Genomic DNA, 17,845 nt, shown 5'->3' on the forward strand with positions numbered 1-17,845 from the left:
TAAAGTTTGGTAGCTTTACCCCTTAACAAACCTGGATGGCTTCATAGTTTTATAATCGCAACTCGAGTTAAATAGTTTTTGCCGTTAAAGCTGGCTTCCACCCCGTGGCCAGTAATGCTGGTAAAACTGTCTGGCTGTTGTGCCTTTAGCCCCTGCTCCTTGTAATGCGTATAAATGGCCTGCGCCACCGGGTGCTCCGACTGCGCCTCCATCGAGAAGAACAACTGCTCCAGCGCAGGTTTGTCTCCTACTCCGCCAGCCCAACTTACATCAGTTACGGCAGGCTTACCTACTGTTATAGTACCTGTCTTGTCGAGCAGGACCGCGTTTACATGCTGCGCTTTTTCCAGGCTCACTGCGTCTTTTACCAGAATACCATTCTCCGCCCCTCTTCCTACACCTACCATAATCGCTGTAGGGGTTGCCAACCCAAGCGCACAGGGGCAGGCAATTACCAGTACCGAGATCATAGAAACCAACCCTTCAGACCAGTAGCTTTGGCCACCAAATACCAGCCAGGCAACTAAGGTCAAAACGGCAATCAGGAGTACCACCGGCACAAAAATGCCCGCAATTTTATCGACCAGCTTTTGCACCGGCGCCTTGCTTCCCTGGGCCTCCTGCACCATCCTGATGATATGGGCCAATATAGTCTCGCTGCCAGTTCTGCGCGCCAGCAGTTGCAGGCTGCCTTTCTGGTTTATTGTACCGGCAAAAACCTGATCGCCCTTTTGTTTCTGTACCGGCAGTGGCTCTCCACTAAGCATGCTCTCCTCAATATAAGAGGCACCTGCCACTACTTCGCCATCTACAGGCACACGGTCACCGGGCAAAAGCACCACTAGGTCGCCAGGTTGTACTTGCTCCAGCGGCACCTCCTGCTCCACTTCATTTCTTATAATGCGCACTACCTTAGGCTGTAGCCCCATCAGCTTTTTAATGGCTGTCGCACTTCTCCCTTTCGCCCGCTCCTCTAAAAACTTTCCCAGCAGAATAAAAGCTATAATTACGGCTACTGCTTCATAATAAACATGGGGCATTAGGCCACGGTTCAGGAAAAAAGAAGGGTATATGGTATTAAACAAGCTGAACGCAAAGGCAATACCTGTACTCAGCGCCACCAGGGTATCCATGTTGGCGCGCCAATGTTTCGCCTGCTTTACTGCACCGGTGTAAAAATGTCGGCCAGCCCATACTACTATAGGCAAGGTTAGCAGCAGCATAGCCCAGTTCCCCCAGCTAAAGCTACCATGAAAGAACATGCCCAAAATGAAAACAGGCACTGCCAGCATGCCAGCTACAACAGTTTTAATCCTGAGCTGGTGCAGTGAGGCAACTTCTCGTTGCTCCAGTTCCTGCTCAGTTTGCTCCTCCACCAGGAGTTCGAACCCTATTTCGTGTACTGTCTCCTTTAACTGCAGCGGTTTTATAATAGTGGGTTCATAGGCCACCTGCACCGTTTTACCGGCAAAATTCACGTTTGCTTCCTGCACACCTGCCGTAGCCCGCAGCATACTTTCTATACTCGAGGCACAGGAGGCGCAGGTCATTCCCTCAACCGGAAAAGTTTTCTTTTCTAATTTTGTATCTATTCTGGCTTCCATCTCGTCTTTGTTATGAATCGTACAAAATTAAAATACTTTGAAGCCTGGTTCGTTACAGTTTTACTGCTATCATTTGCAGATTTTTCGGAACAGGTATCGAGTACCTACTTGCTCCTGCCCCCTCTCCTACCAGAAAACAAACTTCTTACCTATTTCCTGAATAACTATTTTAGAAGCTAGCTGCAAAGCAGCTTAAGGTCATAAAAACCTTTAAGCCGCAGTAACTTATAGGTTTTGGCTGGCGTCGTTGCCTGTTTTACTAAATCAGTTAAAGGATAATTCTTTTATATAATTAAACAAATTTGCAATTGCAGCCCATAATTTATATATAAATTTGCGCCACTTTAATTTTGCCTGAAATTAGGCTGGAGTGTATTCTCGTATGAAGTTTACAAATAATAGATTTAATATATTAACCCATAGTAGCCGGACGGTGAAGTATGTGGTTATCGCTTTTTCGCTCTTACTGGCTGTACTGCTCACCGTTAGTGCCTTGTCGTTTTTCGGGGCGAGGCAGGTGCGCGGAAATTACAATAATATTGTTTCGGATGCCATGCTGAAGCTGGAGCTGGTGAATAACCTGCATGAAAACGAAGATGCCATGTACACTTCTGTACTGGGCTTTATTTCGACTCCGGACCTTAACCTGAAATCGCTTTACGAAAACCGGATCAGGGAGCGAAATATTAAAAACGCAGCCACCATAGAACAACTCCGCCAGTTGCTGCACAACGATGGCCGCCTTATTATTTTAGAAGAGTTTGTAAAAGAGCGGGAGGCCTATAGCCTGCATGTGGAGAAGATATTGGAAATGAGCAAACAGGGACGCTACACCAGGTCCGAACTTATAAGCGCCCATACACTGGCTCCTGTGTCGCGCACGCACCAGCGGCTGCTGCACCAGCTAAACCACAGCATCAGGGAAACTACCCGCGAGAACTCCGAAAAAGCCGTTACTAGCATTACCGATACCATCCGGAGTTTTAACTTTTTGCTGGTGGTAGCCTTTTTTATTGCGATCGGGGCAGGCTCCATGATTTTAATTACCATAAACAGGCTGAGGCGCGACAACCTGGTGCTGAACAACGAAATACAGGAACGGCAGCAACTGGAGCTGGCACTTACCGAACATAAACGCCAGTACAAGAACCTCTTCGATTACAACCCGGTTCCCCTTTGGGTATTCGACCAGGAGTCGTTTCAGTTTCTGGAGGTAAACGAGGCGGCCCTACGGGAGTATGGGTATACGCGGGACGAATTTCTTTCCAAAACAATTTTTGACATTCGGCCTGAAGAAGAATTCAGCCTGCTCAGGAACGAATTGACAAGTGCAGACCGATGGGGAATAACAGTTAACAGTGGCTACCACAAGCGCCACGACGGCACCTTGTTTACAGCCGAAACCCGTTCGCATGCTTTGCCCCTGACCGAGAACAGGCACCCACGGCTGGTAGTTGCCATTAATGTGGAAGACCGGCAGCGTGCCGTAAGGCAGCTCGAACGAAGTGAACAGCAGATGCGGGAGGTCAGCTCCAGCATTCCGGGTGCTGTGTTCCAATTTCAGATGAACGACCAGCACCAGATCAGGATTTCGTTTTTAAGCGAAGGCATACAGGAGTTATATGGTATAGCATCGGCCTCTTTTACCGATAACCCCGAAAAACTGTTTGTGCCTGTACACCCCGACGATCGGTACCGAATGCGACGCATTACCTTATGCTCTTTTCAGCAGCTAAAGCCCTGGGAGGTGGAGTACCGCATTTGGGAGCCGGTTCAGAACAAATGGCGCTGGATTAGGGGGCATGGTTTGCCGAGCCAAAAGAATAACGGCCCTATAACCTGGAATGGCACTCTGATTGACATTACAAAGCAGAAAGAGGCACAGGAACAGCTGTTGAACAGCGAGGCCAACCTGCGTGCCCTGTTAAACAGTTCTCCGCAGGCTATTTACCTGCTCAACGCCGACCTGCAAGTGTTGTCGTTTAACAAAGTGGCTGCTGCACAGGTTAAAACACACCTACTCAAGGACCTGAAGGCAGGCCAGAACATAATAGAGTATATAGAAGAAAGCGCTACTACCACCATAGTAGAAAACCACCAGCGTGCCATGCAGGGCGCAACCATTATTTATGAAACCGGCCGTGGCGATTTCTGGCACGAAATAGCCTTCAGGCCTATATTAGGTCCGGAGAATAAAACACTGGCGGTTGCCTTTAGTATACTTGATATTTCGGAGCGTAAGCAGGCCATAGAAACAATTAAGCGCAGCGAGCAGCAGTTGGCGCGGGCACAACAACTGGCGCACCTGGGTAACTGGGAGTACGACCTGAAGCGCGACCTGCTCTCCTGCTCCGAAGGCGTTTACGCCATATTCGGGCTGGAGAAGGATGTGTTCCGCCCTACCCTCCAAAACTTCTCCGAGCTAATACACCCCGATGACCTGGGCTGGATGGTGGCACAGGTACAGGAGGCCATCACTAGCAAAACGATGCTGACAGGGGAACACCGCATTTTAAGACAGGACGGTACGGAGCGCCACGTAATCGAGATTGCGGAAATAGTGTATGACGAAGACGAAGAGCCGGTTAAAATTTCGGGCTCTGTACAGGATATAACCGAACGGAAGGAAACCGAGCGGAAAGCCACCGAAGCACGCAACCTGCTACAGTCTACGCTCGAGAACATTCCGGAAGTTATTTTCTCGACGGATGCCGAGTTCAGAATGACCTACGTAAGCCCGCAGTGCCTGGAACTAACAGGTTATAAAGAAAACTATTTGCTGCAGCACGCACACAAATGGCTCGAAATAACACTGGAAGAAGACCGCGATATGCTGCTGGACCAGACGCTACTCTACCTCAAAGATGGCCAGCGCCAGCATTGCGAAGTACGGATTATCAGCAGAAACATGGCGCAGAAATGGATCCTGCTCCGGCTTTCGCCCTTGTTCGATGAAGCTGGCCAGCTCCTGCGCATTGATGGGTCTGCCTCCGACATGACACAGTACAAAGCCGCTGAGGCCCGGCGAAATGAGCTAACCGAGCAGTTACTCAAGCAAAACCAGAACCTGCAGCAGTTCGCCTACATCGTGTCGCATAATTTAAGGGCACCTATTGCAAACATTTTGGGTCTTACGTCTGTTTACAATAGGTCGCTGCCCGAATCGCCGATGAATACCAAAATAATAGATAACCTCATAAAATCTGCCAGGTCCCTCGACAGCGTCATCAGAGACTTAAACGACATCCTCACAATCAGAAGTGAAATAAACAAAGTTCAGGAGAAAATTGCCTTTGCCGCACTGTTGGAGCAGATACTGGCGATTTTAACAGATGAAGTAACAGCCGAAGATGTACAGGTAGAGGCCGATTTTGACGAAGTACCAGAGGTATTTACAATCAGAAGTTTTATATATAGCATAATGTATAATCTGGTGGCAAATGCCATCAAGTATAAATCTCCTGATAGAAAATTGCTGTTACAACTACGTAGTTATAAAGTTCCTAATTATATTTGCCTAAGTATTACTGACAATGGCTTGGGGATAGACTTAAAGAAGAACAAAGACAAGATTTTTGGCTTATATAAACGTTTCCACCCACACACCGAAGGGAAAGGCATAGGGCTTCATCTTGTAAAAACGCAGGCCGAGTTACTTGGAGGAGGCGTAGAGGTTGAGAGCAATGCCGGTTCCGGAACAAATTTTATCGTGTTTTTAAAAAATTATACATAATTGATGGGAACCTTGAAAAAAGTGGTACTAATTGACGATGATCAGGTTAATAACTTTGTGTGTGAGAGTATAATTAAAAATGAAAATTTTGCAGACGAAGTCATTAGCTTCGAGTGGGCGGAAGATGCCCTGGTTTTTTTAAAAGAAATAACAGATAAAGATCCTGCCGGCTTTCCGGAGCTTATTTTTTTAGATATAAATATGCCCGGCATGGATGGTTGGTCATTTATTGAAGAATACCGGAAACTACCCACAGAGGCCACTGCTCTATGTAACCTGTTTATGCTCTCGTCGGCTGTAGATCGGAAAGATATTATTTCTGCCAAAAGCCACAGCGAAGTGAAAGACTTTTTCTCTAAACCTCTTTCACCAGAAATCCTTGGTTTTATTAAAGAAGAGTTCATTTCTGCTTAAACTAAAACATGTTACATAAAAATGCCCGATGCTGTACAACATCGGGCATTTTTGTTACCACAACTTATTACATACCCTTGGCACCTAATAACCATTTTAGCTTCTGAAGGGCTTTTTTATTTGAATAATTCTGTCCCAAACATCAAGAAAATTAGATTTAATGCACTGATGCTTTCTGCTCATCTGTTTTATTCAGTGGTCTTTTTTCCTCCTTCTCAAATCCGTTTTTAAAGATAGCCTTTAGAATATAGCTTTTCAGCCTGAAAGGGAGCAGCGGAATTAGAGACAAAATAAACTTATTTTTCCAGCCAGGTATAATAACCCGTTTCCGTTTAAAAAGTCCGTCGATGGCCACTTTAGCTACTACCTCCGGCGACAGCGAGAGCAGATCGCTGTTCTGGCTCAGGAGCAGCTGGTTCCGCTTTTTAACTGTTTCGGTCAAGGTTGGCCCCGGACAGAGGCAGCTTACGTGCACCCCATACTGGTCGAGCTCGCTGTGCAAGGCTTTTGAGAAGGTGAGCACAAAGCTTTTGGAGGCAGAATAAACACTTTTATAAGGAATCGGGAGGAAGGAAACAAAGCTACCCACATTCAGAACGTACGATTCGCGGTGCTCTCTTAGTTTTGGCAAAAAGATGTTGGTCATTAGAACAACCACTTCTGCGTTCAGGCGCACAATGTTCAAATATGTTTCCGGCTCGGTAGAGGAGAACGGGCTGTAGTTGCCCATTCCGGCGTTATTTATGAGCACATCTATGGCAAGTTCCTGCCGGCAGCACCAATCGTAGAGTTCGTTTACAGCATGGGGTTGAATAAGGTTCAGTTCTACTGTTCTTACATCAACTTCGTAGTGTTGTTGCAGGGTTTTGCCTACCTCGTGCAGGCCAGATTCGGGAAGCGATACGAGTATCAGGTTTTGTTTTCTTTTGGCACATTCTTCGGCAATTGCCTTGCCAATTCCTGTACTTGCACCAGTTACTAAGGAGTATCTCTTCGCTTCAATCATTCTTTAATATAATCTATTGTCTTTTTTAAACCCACAGCTAGTGGAGTTATTGTGTATTGCAGTTCTTTCTGTGCCTTTTGGCTCGAAACGCACCAGTTGTTTAAGTACTTCTGAAGCCATTTTGGTGTAAGCAATGGTTTGGAGTTTGTGAGCTTTGCCCCTGCTACCAACAGCTGACTTACCACATGCAACAGTTTTGCAGGTACCTTGTAAAGCCGGTGGTGCTGTCCCGTTACCTGTGCAACCGAATCAAACAACTCTTTATACGAGATATTGTGCCCTCCCAGCAAATAATTATGTCCGCTTTTGCCCAAAGCTATCGCATTTATATGAGCGGATACGATGTCTTCGGTAAAGCAGTAATTGCCGATGCTCTGACCGTTGCCTGGCAAAAATCGCCATTTTCCTTTCATATACAAACTGATAAGTTTGTTAACGGCATTACTTTCGCTCTCTTTGCCGGGCCCGTAAACGCGAGTTGGGTTCAAGATTATAACCTCTAAGCCTTTGGGCACATAGGTTTTAAGGAGTTTTTCGGCCTCTGCTTTGGTGGCTTCGTAAGCGCTTGTGTGTGGTACTGATTTATTTGTGTCTTCGGTAACCGGCTCAGCAGCCGAGGCAGACGGACCGAAAACCCCGGCAGTAGAGGTAAAGATAAGGCGCTGCACCTTGTTTTTAAGTGCTGCATCGGCCACATGGCAAGTTCCTTCTATGTTTACCTTTCTGAAAATAGCCTCGTTTTCGGGCCACAACCTGGCATAAGCAGCCAAATGCAACACTGCCTGGCACTGTTGCATGCCTTTCTCCAGAACAGCTACTGAATCGAGGTCGCCTTGCAGTAGAGTGATGCCAGCAGTGCGCAAAGTTGTGGCTTGTTCAGGTGAGCGCACCAGCGCCACCACCTCGAATTGCCGGGCTGCCAGCGCCAATGCCAGTTGCTCCCCTATATAGCCTGTTGCCCCCGTTATAAATACCTTCATAGCTAAGTTTAACCGTGCGAGCCTATTAAAAAAATTCTGACGGGTACTAATTCAAATTATATACATGAGAACAGCCTCTGGAAGCTATTTTCAAGTTTTTAATCCAAGGGTCCACCTGATGAAATTTCGAAGCACACTGCCCTGGCCCCTTCTCCTATCACGAGATTCTACGTGGGCGGGTTATTTGTTTTCAGGTAACCTGGTCGAGAGGTTTGCGTGAGCTTGCGTTGCTTTTTTTGAAGTCGGAAGGTGTAATGCCCGTTATCTGTTTAAACTGATTCGATAGGTGTGCCACACTGCTGTAGCCTAACTGGAAGGAAATCTGGCTCAGACTTAACTCGTTATAAGTAAGTAACTCTTTGGCTCGCTCCACCTTTTGCAGCACCACGTACCGGGCTATTGTTAAATTCTCTTCTGCAGAGAACAAACTGCTCAGGTAGTTATAGTCATGGCCCAGCTCCGACTCCAGGTAGGTTGATATGTTGGTTGTAAGATCTTCGATGCGGCCAGACTGCACTAACTGAATTATAGCGACTTTTATTTGCTCCACAACTTCAGATTTTTTGTCTTCGAGGAGCTCAAAACCGTTCTCAAGCAGCACCACCCGAACCTTGTTTAAGGCATCAGGTGCTGGTACTGCCGAAAGCTTTGCTTCTCCAAGCTTCACCTCCACCACCGGAAGGCCCAGGTTTGTAAGTTCGTCGGTTACCACTTTAATACATCGGGGGCAAACCATATTCCGGATATGTAAAGTCGTTTCAGCCATTTTCAACATTTTCTTGTGCACCTAATTTACGAAATCTGAAAGCTTAACAGAAGTAAATCGATTTATTAGCTAATGAGGCTCAAGTTTTTTAAGCTCATTAAGTAACCATTTAAGAGTATGCTAACATATACCACCCCATATACGCGCATCTACTTTTTTGCATAATAATATAAAAAGCGCTCTGCATTTTCATTAAAGAATTCTATATATAGTTTAATCCTGATTTTTATCAAGCTATTAGTTTCATCACCTGCAACACATAATCAATAACAATTAAGAAATAGCACCTTTCAAACCTAATACTCCTTATAACTTATTGGAAGTAAACTTAAAAAATAGCGCCTGCCATCTCAAAACAGCCTTTTTTAGTTATTTAAAATATTTTTTTCAGTTTGAGTAACACTACTACTCTTCTCTCGTAAAATCAACATACACAGCAAATATTACTTTATCAATATACACAAATCTATAAGTTTATCAATCCTCATCTCCTTGTTTTAACACTTAAATTCGATCATATGAAAAAAATATTACTATTATCCATATTTGCGTTATCTACTGCTTCTGCTTCTTTTGCACAGTCTTCCTATGTTTCGTTAACACCTGATGCAGAAAAGAAATGCCTAGAGATGACAAGGGCCTTAACTAACTCGCTTCAGTTAAACGAGCCGGAATACATAAAATTAAAAGCCCTAAACAGAAGCCTCTTTGCGAAGACTGCTGAAATAAATGCGGCATATAATAACGATCAGGCAGCGCGTTTACAGAAACTAAACGAACTAGAGCTGAATTTCGAGAAGGATCTGACCTCTTTTTTAACGCCGATGCAGCTAACTTCTTTTTCTCATTATAAAAAAGAAGGTAATACCAGCTTAATGGCCATAACTGAAAGTCGATAACTAACTGCCCAGGCAGGTAAAAGAAAGAGGCTTCCTGAATTAACTTCCGGGGAGCCTCTCTCTTTTATTTTTAAACTGATTATACCCGGGTCGGGTCTCCCTCCTGGTCGTTGGCAGAAGCCTCTCCCTCAAAGGGCTGATCAGAATTTCTGATGCCATTCACGCTGTCGTCCATGGCTGTGTCGCTACCTTCAAACTCAAAGCCTGGTCCCTGCGCATACGACTCCTTGCTCTTTGGATCGTTAGCGCCATAGCCTGTGGCCTCGTTACCCCCGATGTGCATGTTTTCCAGTTTGTCTTTCTGATCGTCACGCTCCAGGTCACCACCTCTTCCTACATTTCGCTTAGCCGACGGATCGGGTTCGTTGCCGATGGTTACCCGTTTGTTAAAATCATCGTGCACGTTTTTAGGTTTATCCGGGGTGCTTTTTTTATCTTCATCTCTTATGGCCATAATTCATTTTCTTTTGGTACGTTTACTGTATACGCTCCTGCCCGTTTCATGTTCCTGTTCAAAGTATGGCACAATACCTTAGCCGCCTCGTTGCGAAGCTATAGGTAAGCGGCCAGATTGTAGGAACTCTTCAGAAGTATCTGCTATATTTGCCTGCAGTTGGCACCTCTTTTCTATTTATTCTGTTACTGCTTCATATCAACATGTTTTATTATGAATTTTGCTAAAATATACGATCCGCGGGAAATGAATTCCTACCAATTTGTGGCTGCCACGGGCCTGATCATGACGATTGTGGCACATATTATTCTGGTGGTAATAAATAAAAGAGTGGAGAGTTTCGGGTATCTGTATATTTGCTGGGTCGTATTTTTCAGCGCTGGCACGTTTGCAAATTTTAAAAGCAAACCCGGTGATCATGGTCACCACCATCACCACCACTAAGCCAGTCAGCTTCCTCAACGGACGCTTGAACAGCGTAGCATTTTAGGATATATAAAAGGTTATACCCTTGGATCTAAAACGGCAAATAAGCTTCTGGAGGCTATTTTCATTTAAATAATTCGTTTCCCAGGTCCAATATTTTTCAGTGCCGATAACATCATGGCGTCACCTGAAATTACTTCATTATCTGTTAAGTTTTGCTACTCTTTTTGCCTCTGCTTTACACCTAGCTGCATCTAATTTTGGGGAGCAGCTTAATCAGGAATTAGAAGTACTTCTTTCGCCTTAAACCCTCTCTTGGTACTCCATAAAAAATAAATTAAATATTTTTAAAATATTGAAACCGCCGCAACCTTAGGCCCGTATACATACTCGGCTAAAAGTTGAAAATTTGGAGGAGTTTCCCTTGAAAAAGGAAGCTCCTCCTTTTTTTATGCCCACTATGCTACTGCTTTATTCTTTATGGAGCAATTAGACCTCCTGAAGCTCCATTTTTGCTCCCGTTTAAATACCTGAAAGCCAGTAAACTTAGAAAAAACTTACTATTTCTTTCCAAATACCTAAATATAGGTATTGTTTATCAATAATTTAAATCAGATATTTACAAAATAATATCTGAATGATTATATAAAATAACCTACTCACGGATTTTTCTATGCAAAAATTAAATGTGACTTTAAGTAAACGTGAACAAGAGATTCTGGGCCTGATAGCCAAAGGGTATAGTAGCAGAATGATGAGTGAAGAGCTACAGATTACAGAACTCACTGTTCAGACACACCGCCGCAACATGCTCCGGAAAATGAAGATGAATAATTCTATGGAGCTGGTTAGCTGGGCTTACCGGGTTGGGGTGCTGGCTTCTAAATAACTAAAATCTGGTGCACATAGTACCACCCGTACCTGCTATACTTTTTAAATACTTCACTAAAGATCAGGCTTGTTCTAAGATTCAGGCACAAAAATCACACTATCGCTTTCCTTTTGCTTTAGCACCCGGTGTATAGGCTACTTTCTTTTGGCTTTGCTATACTAGTTGTGCCACTTTTTAATCTTAAAAAGAAATCCTGATGACCAAGCTGCCGCCTCCTATGTGCACATCTTTAGTAACAACAGAAAGTTATGAAGAGCTGAGGCTCCAGGCGCTTCATCAGTACGACATACTATACACTGCCGCCGAAGAGGAATTCAACATTCTGGTAGCGCTCGCCTCCACCATCTGCGAAACACCGATTGCGCTCATTAGCCTTGTTACCTCCGATAAGCAATGGTTCAAGGCCGGCATCGGTATAGATGTGAAGGAAACGCCGCTATCGGTTTCCTTTTGCCAGTATGCCGTTGCACTAGATGATATATTGGAAGTATGTGATACCACATCCGATATCAGGTTTTTTCAAAACCCGTATGTAACCGGAGATCCGAAGATAAGGTTTTATGCCGGTGCTCCACTGGTAAACAAAGATGGCTATAAGTTAGGCACCTTATGCGTTATTGATGTGCAACCACGTGAGCTGACAGAGAAGCAACGTTTTGCTCTTGCCACCTTATCGGAGCAGGTAGTGGCCCACCTGGAACTGCGGCTAAAAGACCAACAGCTAGGAAAAGAGAAATTACTCCTGGAGCAAGCCTACAAACAGCTAAGCGAGATTAGCAACAGCCCTGATCTTATGATTAAGCTAACTCAGCTCAAGACATTAACCGAGAAAATGGAATTTGCTTTGGTTGAGAAAGATATGGCTACCACCACCAGTTATCTTACACTTCTGAAAAAGCAGATCGTAACCTTGCAGGCCACCTTAGAGCAGCAACTGCTAAACCGGTCTATTTCGTCGATAATCTAACGTAGCGTATAACCCTAATTATTCAAATCAAATTGGCTTTCAAAAGGTTTTTGAACAAAAATTCGTCTAGGGTATATTTTGCTCCTCACTCATAAAATTCATCTCCTGGTATTACATTCCAAACCTCCAGACATGGCTGCTGATTTTTAGGGAAAGTGTCGTTTCCAATGTTCCCAAGCTATTTATGGCGAGGAAGAACATATAATCCTGAGCAATATTTAAATCTTTGCTTTGCACGAGCAAGAGATCTGCCAATGTTCCTTCACCATTATAAACAACAAAAAAGGCCCGGCAGAAGCCAGGCCTTTAGGTATATGGGTATGGTCAGTAAATTACTTTACTTTCTCAACGATGCTCTTGAAAGCCTCTGGGTGGTTCATCGCCAGGTCAGCAAGTACTTTGCGGTTCAGGTCGATGTTAGCCTTTTTCAGGCCACCCATCAGGGCTGAGTAAGATAAACCATGCTCACGTGCACCAGCGTTAATACGTTGTATCCACAGGGCTCTGAAGTCTCTCTTCTTAGCTTTTCTATCGCGGTAAGCGTAAACTAAACCTTTTTCGATTGCGTTTTTCGCAACTGTCCAAACGTTTTTACGACGGCCAAAGTAACCTTTGGCCATTTTCATCATTTTTTTTCTTCTGTGTCGTGCTGCTACGACATTGACCGATCTTGGCATTTCTTTAAAGTTTTAGCGACTGGTGATTATAGTGTAATCTTAAAAAACCAGGCACCGGGTTCGTACTGTTTAATTAACCTTCTAATTTTACTGATTAGATCTGAAGCATCAGTTTCACTCTGTCCATATCAGCGCTGCTAACAAGGCCAGTGTGAGTTAAATTACGCTTCTGCTTTGTCGTCTTCTTGGTCAGGATGTGGCTTTTGTAAGCGTGCTTGCGCTTAATTTTGCCAGTACCTGTCAAAGAGAAACGCTTCTTTGCACCAGATTTTGTTTTAACTTTTGGCATGGGTATATAATTAATTTAATTGAATTACTTTTTAGGAGCAGCTACTTTCGGAGCCAGAATCAGGAACATCCGTTTACCTTCCAGCTTCGGCAATTGCTCCACCTTAGCTAAATCTTCGAGGGCCTGTGCAAATTTTAGCAGGAGAATCTCTCCTCTTTCTTTGAACACAATCGTTCTACCCACAAAGTGGACATACGACTTTATTTTAAAACCGCTCTCGAGAAAGGCTTTGGCATGCTTCAGCTTAAACTCAAAGTCGTGGTCGTCGGTATTCGGACCAAACCGAATCTCCTTGATCACTACTTTTTGCGCCTTAGCTTTCATCTCGCGTGTTTTCTTCTTCTGCTCGTACTTAAATTTCGAGTAGTCGATAACACGGCACACCGGCGGGTTAGCCGTTGGCGAGATTTCAACCAAATCCAGATTCTGCTCGTTGGCCATTTGCTGAGCCACGCGCAGAGGGTAAACGCCCTGTTCTACATTGTCTCCAACAAGCCTTACCTCTCTGGCAGTAATTTTATCATTGACTTTGTACGGCTCTTCTACCTTTCCTCGTGGGATGTAGCGCCTATTGTTGCTAGTAGTAGCTATAGTATTACCTCCTTTAATGATTTAGTTTTCTCAATCAGGCTGCAAATATCGTAAATATTATATCAAGAAAAAAATATTTACTCTATTTGTTCAGAGCCTCAGCTATTTTAGCTTTAAACATTCCTGTAAATTCGCCCACTGTCATGCTACCCAGGTCGCCTTCGCCATGCTTACGAACCGAAACAGCGTTATTCTCCTGTTCCTTTTCCCCAACAATGAGCATAAACGGCACTTTTCGAACTTCTGCATCACGAATTTTACGGCCAATTTTTTCGTCGCGGTTATCTACATAACCTCTAATATCTTCCTGCTCCAGCAGTTCTTTTACCTGCTGTGCAAAATCGTGGAACTTCTCTGAAATGGGCAGAATAGCGTACTGCTCAGGGCTTAACCACAACGGGAAGTTACCTCCACAGTGCTCAATTACCAAAGCAACAAAACGCTCCAGCGAGCCAAAAGGTGCCCGGTGCAACATTACCGGTCTGTGTTTCTGGTTATCTGCACCAATATATTCCAGCTGGAACCTTTCTGGTAAGTTATAATCCACTTGAATAGTTCCCAGCTGCCATTTACGACCCAAGGCATCTTTTACCATAAAGTCTAGCTTAGGTCCGTAGAACGCAGCCTCGCCTAATTCGGTTACAGTGCTAAGGCCTTTCTCTGCAGCAGCCTCAATAATTGCGGTTTCAGCTTTCTCCCAGGCTTCGTCGGTCCCGATATACTTCTGCTTGTTTTCCGGGTCACGCAGTGAGATCTGAGCTGTATAGTCTTCGAACCCAAGCGAATGAAATACATACAGTACCAGGTCGATTACCTTCAGGAACTCGTCTTTCACCTGATCGGGTCTACAGAAAATATGAGCATCGTCCTGAGTAAACCCTCTCACCCTGGTCAGGCCGTGTAGCTCACCGCTTTGCTCGTATCGGTAAACAGTACCAAATTCTGCCAGGCGCACCGGCAGTTCTTTATAAGACCGTGGCCGCGTTTTATAGATCTCGCAGTGGTGCGGGCAGTTCATGGGCTTCAGGAAGAACTCCTCCCCTTCATTTGGCGTCCTGATAGGCTGGAAAGAATCTGCTCCGTATTTCTCGTAGTGACCTGATGTAATATAAAGCTCTTTGCTGCCAATATGCGGCGTAACCACCGGTTGATAGCCGGCGCGCTGCTGGGCCTTGCGCAGAAACTGCTCCAGGCGCTCACGCAAAAGCGTACCTTTCGGCAACCAGAGCGGAAGCCCCATGCCTACTTTTTCGGAGAAGGTGAATAGCTCCAGCTCTTTCCCGAGTTTACGATGATCACGTTTCTTGGCTTCTTCCAGGCGCTCCAGGTACTCTGTCAGTTCCTTTTGCTTCGGGAAGGTAACACCATAAATACGGGTCAGTTGTTTTCCTTTTTCGTCGCCACGCCAGTAAGCACCAGCCACGTTCATGAGTTTAACAGCCTTTACAAAGCCTGTATTCGGCAGATGCGGACCACGGCACAGGTCCACGAAGTTACCCTGGGTGTAGAACGTGATGGTTCCATCCTCCAGGTCTTTAATCAGGTCCAGCTTGTATTGGTCGCCTTTTTCTTCAAAATAGGCTACTGCCTCCGCTTTAGAAACTTCTCTGCGCTCAAACTCACTTTTGCTGCGGGCAAGCTCCAGCATCTTCTGTTCTACCTTCGCAAAGTCGTCTTGTGAGAAATGCTGCTCGCCCAGGTCCACGTCGTAGTAAAATCCGTTTTCAACAGGCGGACCTATTCCGAATTTTATTCCCGGATAAAGTGCCTCCAAGGCTTCGGCCAGTATGTGGGCAGAAGAGTGCCAGAATGTATTTTTGCCAAGGTCGTCGTTCCATGTAAGCAACTGAACTCTGGCATCTTCGGTTATAGGGCGACTAAGGTCCCAAACGGAGTCGTTCACTTTAGCGGCCAGCACATTGCGGGCTAAACCTTCACTTATACTTTGTGCTACCTCCAGGCTGGTTACGCCTTGCTCAAACTGGCGCACGGAACCATCTGGCAGTGTGATGTTGATCATGTTTTTTAGTTGATATTAAAATCCAATATCTTAAGTTTCTCTACAGTTGCTGTGTCTGTGCTTGTTCTTCGCCCTTCTAATTTAAATTTCAGACGACTGATGCTCTGGTACGCAAACGAATACCTGGGGTCTAAGGTAACCAGCCGCTGATACTGCTGCAGCGCATTACGGTACAGGCCCAGGCGCTCATAGGCACCGGCAAGTGTTGTGATGTATGGTGGATGCATCCGGTATTCTTTAGCAGCCTGCTCCAGATGCAGAACAGCTCCTTCGTTATCTCCTCGCTTGTACAGCCCCAGGCCATACTGAAAATGAGCTACCTGCAGCGAGTCGTTTAATGCCAGTGCCTGCTCAAAAAAGACCATGGCACTATCTTGTTTCTGGCGCAACTGGTACAACCGCCCCTGGTAAAACCACAGCAGGGCATCGTCAGGAGCAAGTTTTCTGGCAGCCTCCACATAAGGTGTAGCCGATGCGACGTCGTTTCGCGCCAGGTATAGCCCCGCCAGCTCACGTTGCGGCTCCATAAAATCAGGGGCCTGCTCCAGAGCTGCTTTATAGCTCCCGATGGCGCGTGACGTATCAGAGGTTTCAGCCTGTATGCGGCCCCGGTAGTAAAAAGCATACTCATCGGCTGGCGATATCTCCAGTGCCCGGTTCACATAAGCTCTGGCCTGCCTGAAGTCTTTTCGCTGCAGATACAACTCGCTTAGCAACACGTAAAGCGATGCACTCTGGTAAGAGTTTCGTTCTGCGCGTAAAGCCAGTGGCAAAGCCTCATCTGGTTGCCCAAGCGCATATAGTACCTGTGCTTTCACAAATAAAGCCGCCGGGTTGTTTTTCGACAGTTTAACAGCGAGGTCAGCATCGGTGAGTGCCTCCTCCAGTTCCCCTTTCCGTAGCAGAACAATCGCTCTCCTGGCATACAAGCTGCCATCGTGCCTCGATCGTTCAATGGCGGCAGTCAGGTTAGTGAGTTGGGCCTCCGGATTATCTGTAATAACCTGCAGGTTTACCATCTGCTCCTTTCTGCCTTCTTCTGAGCTACAGGCGGCACTGCTAATGAGTAACAGTAAACTTACGATTAAATTAAAGGAGCCTGCCCTCATCTGCGACTAAAAACTAATGCTGCACCCATATTAATGCTGCTAAATTATAGATATTTTCCTGAATTTACGAAAAAGTACAGTAGCAAGAGGAGAGATAAAAATAAAAGAAGCCTGTTCCTTTTTCAGAAACAGGCTTCTTCCGTTCAGGCAGGCAGGCCGTTACTGGACTTGTTCTTCCAGCATTATTTTACACCTTCTGCTCAATTCATACTCTTCTTTGGTCTCCATATTCACCGTTAGCGCCTCCTTCAGCACTGATACGCAAGCTTCTTTATCTTTCAGCTCCTGGTAAATGGTGGCAAGGTCATAGTAATACCGAATGTTCTGCGGACTGATAGTAATGGCTTTCTGAATGGAATGTATAGCATCCAGATTTGAAGCTCTATTAGAAAAACCTCCGAAAAACATTTTTGCGGCAGCTATCTCAGCAAAGTTTAGATTGGCCATTTTGTACTGCCAGCGCCCCATCAGGTGCCAGGCACCTGCATGCTCTGCCTGGCTTTCCAACGCGGCATCGAGGTAAGTTTTTACCTGCGTCGTCAGTTCGAGCCTTTGCCTCGGGCCCAGAACAGTGGCCAGGTTAGTTAAGGAGAGAGCCATTAAGTAATTAGATTCTTCATCGGATGGATGAAGCGCAAGGGCATGGGCAGCCAGTTGCCTGGCCTTACTGAAGTGTTCCATCTGGCGGGTATCGTTGGTGCTGTACCTGTCGCCTATGCGGTTATGGAGTAAGCTTGCTTTGCAAAGAGCTTCATAGTTGTCAGCCGACATTGAGAGCACTTCTTCGTAAATGCGCAAAGCCTCTGTCTCCTTATAATTGTTCAGAAGAAACTCTGCACGCTGCATCAGTTGCTCATGGTCGGAACCAGAAATAGCGCCTGCCTGAAAGCCAGGCAGCGCTGTTCCTAATATGGTTAAAAGAAATATAAATGTAAGAAATCTTTTCATGTGTCAATTTCACGCTAATTACCGTTCGTTAAGATAGACAATCAAAAAGACAAAAACAATAAAAGGATTT

17 protein-coding genes are annotated in these 17,845 nt (G+C 45.3%); 6 read left to right on the forward strand and 11 right to left on the reverse strand.

Features of this window, described 5'->3' with window-relative positions; genetic code table 11:
• Positions 1 to 41: 41 nt before the first annotated feature.
• Positions 42 to 1,604 carry a heavy metal translocating P-type ATPase gene (locus FVR03_RS10750; protein ID WP_147921755.1) on the reverse strand — a complete coding sequence of 521 codons (1,563 nt, stop codon included), beginning with the start codon at positions 1,602 to 1,604 and terminating at the stop codon, positions 42 to 44.
• Positions 1,605 to 2,037: 433 nt separating this feature from the next.
• Between FVR03_RS10750 and FVR03_RS10755 the strand changes: the two genes are divergently transcribed.
• Entirely contained in the window at positions 2,038 to 5,337 is a 3,300-nt protein-coding gene (locus FVR03_RS10755; RefSeq protein ID WP_187270122.1) for a PAS domain S-box protein, read from the forward strand.
• Positions 5,338 to 5,340: 3 nt separating this feature from the next.
• The gene (locus FVR03_RS10760) at positions 5,341 to 5,751 is read left to right on the forward strand and encodes a response regulator (RefSeq protein WP_147921757.1); all 411 of its coding nucleotides are present in this window, start codon (positions 5,341 to 5,343) and stop codon (positions 5,749 to 5,751) included.
• Between the two features lie 157 nt (positions 5,752 to 5,908).
• Here FVR03_RS10760 and FVR03_RS10765 read toward each other — a convergent pair whose 3' ends face one another.
• The 3 genes from FVR03_RS10765 to FVR03_RS10775 form a co-directional block, all read right to left on the reverse strand.
• Positions 5,909 to 6,757 (reverse strand): SDR family NAD(P)-dependent oxidoreductase, encoded by an 849-nt coding sequence (locus tag FVR03_RS10765; RefSeq protein ID WP_147921758.1) that lies wholly within the window; start codon positions 6,755 to 6,757, stop codon positions 5,909 to 5,911.
• Positions 6,754 to 7,737, reverse strand: a complete 984-nt coding sequence (locus FVR03_RS10770) for an NAD-dependent epimerase/dehydratase family protein (RefSeq protein ID WP_147921759.1) — start codon at positions 7,735 to 7,737, stop codon at positions 6,754 to 6,756. The genes FVR03_RS10765 and FVR03_RS10770 overlap by 4 nt, the downstream gene beginning before the upstream one ends.
• A gap of 190 nt (positions 7,738 to 7,927) precedes the next feature.
• Positions 7,928 to 8,503, reverse strand: a complete 576-nt coding sequence (locus tag FVR03_RS10775) for a helix-turn-helix domain-containing protein (protein WP_147921760.1) — start codon at positions 8,501 to 8,503, stop codon at positions 7,928 to 7,930.
• A 518-nt stretch (positions 8,504 to 9,021) separates the two neighbouring features.
• Here FVR03_RS10775 and FVR03_RS10780 point away from each other — a divergent pair.
• Positions 9,022 to 9,402, forward strand: a complete 381-nt coding sequence (locus FVR03_RS10780; RefSeq protein ID WP_147921761.1) for a hypothetical protein — start codon at positions 9,022 to 9,024, stop codon at positions 9,400 to 9,402.
• A gap of 79 nt (positions 9,403 to 9,481) precedes the next feature.
• On the opposite strand, the gene FVR03_RS10785 is transcribed toward FVR03_RS10780, so the two are convergent.
• Positions 9,482 to 9,856, reverse strand: a complete 375-nt coding sequence (locus tag FVR03_RS10785; protein ID WP_147921762.1) for a hypothetical protein — start codon at positions 9,854 to 9,856, stop codon at positions 9,482 to 9,484.
• Positions 9,857 to 10,069: 213 nt separating this feature from the next.
• Between FVR03_RS10785 and FVR03_RS10790 the strand changes: the two genes are divergently transcribed.
• The 3 genes from FVR03_RS10790 to FVR03_RS10800 all read left to right on the forward strand — a co-directional run bounded on the left by FVR03_RS10790 (position 10,070) and on the right by FVR03_RS10800 (position 12,141).
• Positions 10,070 to 10,300 carry a hypothetical protein gene (locus tag FVR03_RS10790; protein WP_147921763.1) on the forward strand — a complete coding sequence of 77 codons (231 nt, stop codon included), beginning with the start codon at positions 10,070 to 10,072 and terminating at the stop codon, positions 10,298 to 10,300.
• A 655-nt stretch (positions 10,301 to 10,955) separates the two neighbouring features.
• Entirely contained in the window at positions 10,956 to 11,171 is a 216-nt protein-coding gene (locus tag FVR03_RS10795) for a response regulator transcription factor (protein ID WP_147921764.1), read from the forward strand.
• A 199-nt stretch (positions 11,172 to 11,370) separates the two neighbouring features.
• Entirely contained in the window at positions 11,371 to 12,141 is a 771-nt protein-coding gene (locus tag FVR03_RS10800) for a GAF domain-containing protein (protein ID WP_147921765.1), read from the forward strand.
• A gap of 332 nt (positions 12,142 to 12,473) precedes the next feature.
• Here FVR03_RS10800 and rplT read toward each other — a convergent pair whose 3' ends face one another.
• The 6 genes from rplT to FVR03_RS10830 all read right to left on the reverse strand — a co-directional run bounded on the left by rplT (position 12,474) and on the right by FVR03_RS10830 (position 17,775).
• Positions 12,474 to 12,818, reverse strand: a complete 345-nt coding sequence (rplT, locus tag FVR03_RS10805; RefSeq protein WP_147921766.1) for a 50S ribosomal protein L20 — start codon at positions 12,816 to 12,818, stop codon at positions 12,474 to 12,476.
• A gap of 94 nt (positions 12,819 to 12,912) precedes the next feature.
• The gene (rpmI, locus tag FVR03_RS10810) at positions 12,913 to 13,107 is read right to left on the reverse strand and encodes a 50S ribosomal protein L35 (protein ID WP_007656420.1); all 195 of its coding nucleotides are present in this window, start codon (positions 13,105 to 13,107) and stop codon (positions 12,913 to 12,915) included.
• A 24-nt stretch (positions 13,108 to 13,131) separates the two neighbouring features.
• Positions 13,132 to 13,668, reverse strand: a complete 537-nt coding sequence (gene infC / locus FVR03_RS10815) for a translation initiation factor IF-3 (protein WP_147921767.1) — start codon at positions 13,666 to 13,668, stop codon at positions 13,132 to 13,134.
• Positions 13,669 to 13,780: 112 nt separating this feature from the next.
• Positions 13,781 to 15,718 (reverse strand): threonine--tRNA ligase, encoded by a 1,938-nt coding sequence (thrS, locus tag FVR03_RS10820; RefSeq protein WP_147921768.1) that lies wholly within the window; start codon positions 15,716 to 15,718, stop codon positions 13,781 to 13,783.
• A 5-nt stretch (positions 15,719 to 15,723) separates the two neighbouring features.
• On the reverse strand, positions 15,724 to 16,827 hold the full coding sequence (locus tag FVR03_RS10825; protein WP_147921769.1) for a tetratricopeptide repeat protein: 1,104 nt from the start codon (positions 16,825 to 16,827) through the stop codon (positions 15,724 to 15,726).
• Between the two features lie 159 nt (positions 16,828 to 16,986).
• On the reverse strand, positions 16,987 to 17,775 hold the full coding sequence (locus FVR03_RS10830) for a tetratricopeptide repeat protein (protein WP_255474169.1): 789 nt from the start codon (positions 17,773 to 17,775) through the stop codon (positions 16,987 to 16,989).
• Positions 17,776 to 17,845 lie beyond the last annotated feature (70 nt).

The sequence above is a fragment of the Pontibacter qinzhouensis genome, from assembly GCF_008017455.1.
GTDB lineage: Bacteria > Bacteroidota > Bacteroidia > Cytophagales > Hymenobacteraceae > Pontibacter > Pontibacter qinzhouensis.

Coding starts and splice junctions, on each gene's coding strand:
- FVR03_RS10750 (WP_147921755.1), bottom strand. CDS start 1,604: ATGGAAGCCAGAATAGATACAAAATTAGAAAAGAAAACTTTTCCGGTT.
- FVR03_RS10760 (WP_147921757.1), top strand. CDS start 5,341: ATGGGAACCTTGAAAAAAGTGGTACTAATTGACGATGATCAGGTTAAT.
- FVR03_RS10765 (WP_147921758.1), bottom strand. CDS start 6,757: ATGATTGAAGCGAAGAGATACTCCTTAGTAACTGGTGCAAGTACAGGA.
- FVR03_RS10770 (WP_147921759.1), bottom strand. CDS start 7,737: ATGAAGGTATTTATAACGGGGGCAACAGGCTATATAGGGGAGCAACTG.
- FVR03_RS10775 (WP_147921760.1), bottom strand. CDS start 8,503: ATGGCTGAAACGACTTTACATATCCGGAATATGGTTTGCCCCCGATGT.
- FVR03_RS10780 (WP_147921761.1), top strand. CDS start 9,022: ATGAAAAAAATATTACTATTATCCATATTTGCGTTATCTACTGCTTCT.
- FVR03_RS10785 (WP_147921762.1), bottom strand. CDS start 9,856: ATGGCCATAAGAGATGAAGATAAAAAAAGCACCCCGGATAAACCTAAA.
- FVR03_RS10790 (WP_147921763.1), top strand. CDS start 10,070: ATGAATTTTGCTAAAATATACGATCCGCGGGAAATGAATTCCTACCAA.
- FVR03_RS10795 (WP_147921764.1), top strand. CDS start 10,956: ATGCAAAAATTAAATGTGACTTTAAGTAAACGTGAACAAGAGATTCTG.
- FVR03_RS10800 (WP_147921765.1), top strand. CDS start 11,371: ATGACCAAGCTGCCGCCTCCTATGTGCACATCTTTAGTAACAACAGAA.
- rplT (WP_147921766.1), bottom strand. CDS start 12,818: ATGCCAAGATCGGTCAATGTCGTAGCAGCACGACACAGAAGAAAAAAA.
- rpmI (WP_007656420.1), bottom strand. CDS start 13,107: ATGCCAAAAGTTAAAACAAAATCTGGTGCAAAGAAGCGTTTCTCTTTG.
- thrS (WP_147921768.1), bottom strand. CDS start 15,718: ATGATCAACATCACACTGCCAGATGGTTCCGTGCGCCAGTTTGAGCAA.
- FVR03_RS10825 (WP_147921769.1), bottom strand. CDS start 16,827: ATGAGGGCAGGCTCCTTTAATTTAATCGTAAGTTTACTGTTACTCATT.
- FVR03_RS10830 (WP_255474169.1), bottom strand. CDS start 17,775: ATGAAAAGATTTCTTACATTTATATTTCTTTTAACCATATTAGGAACA.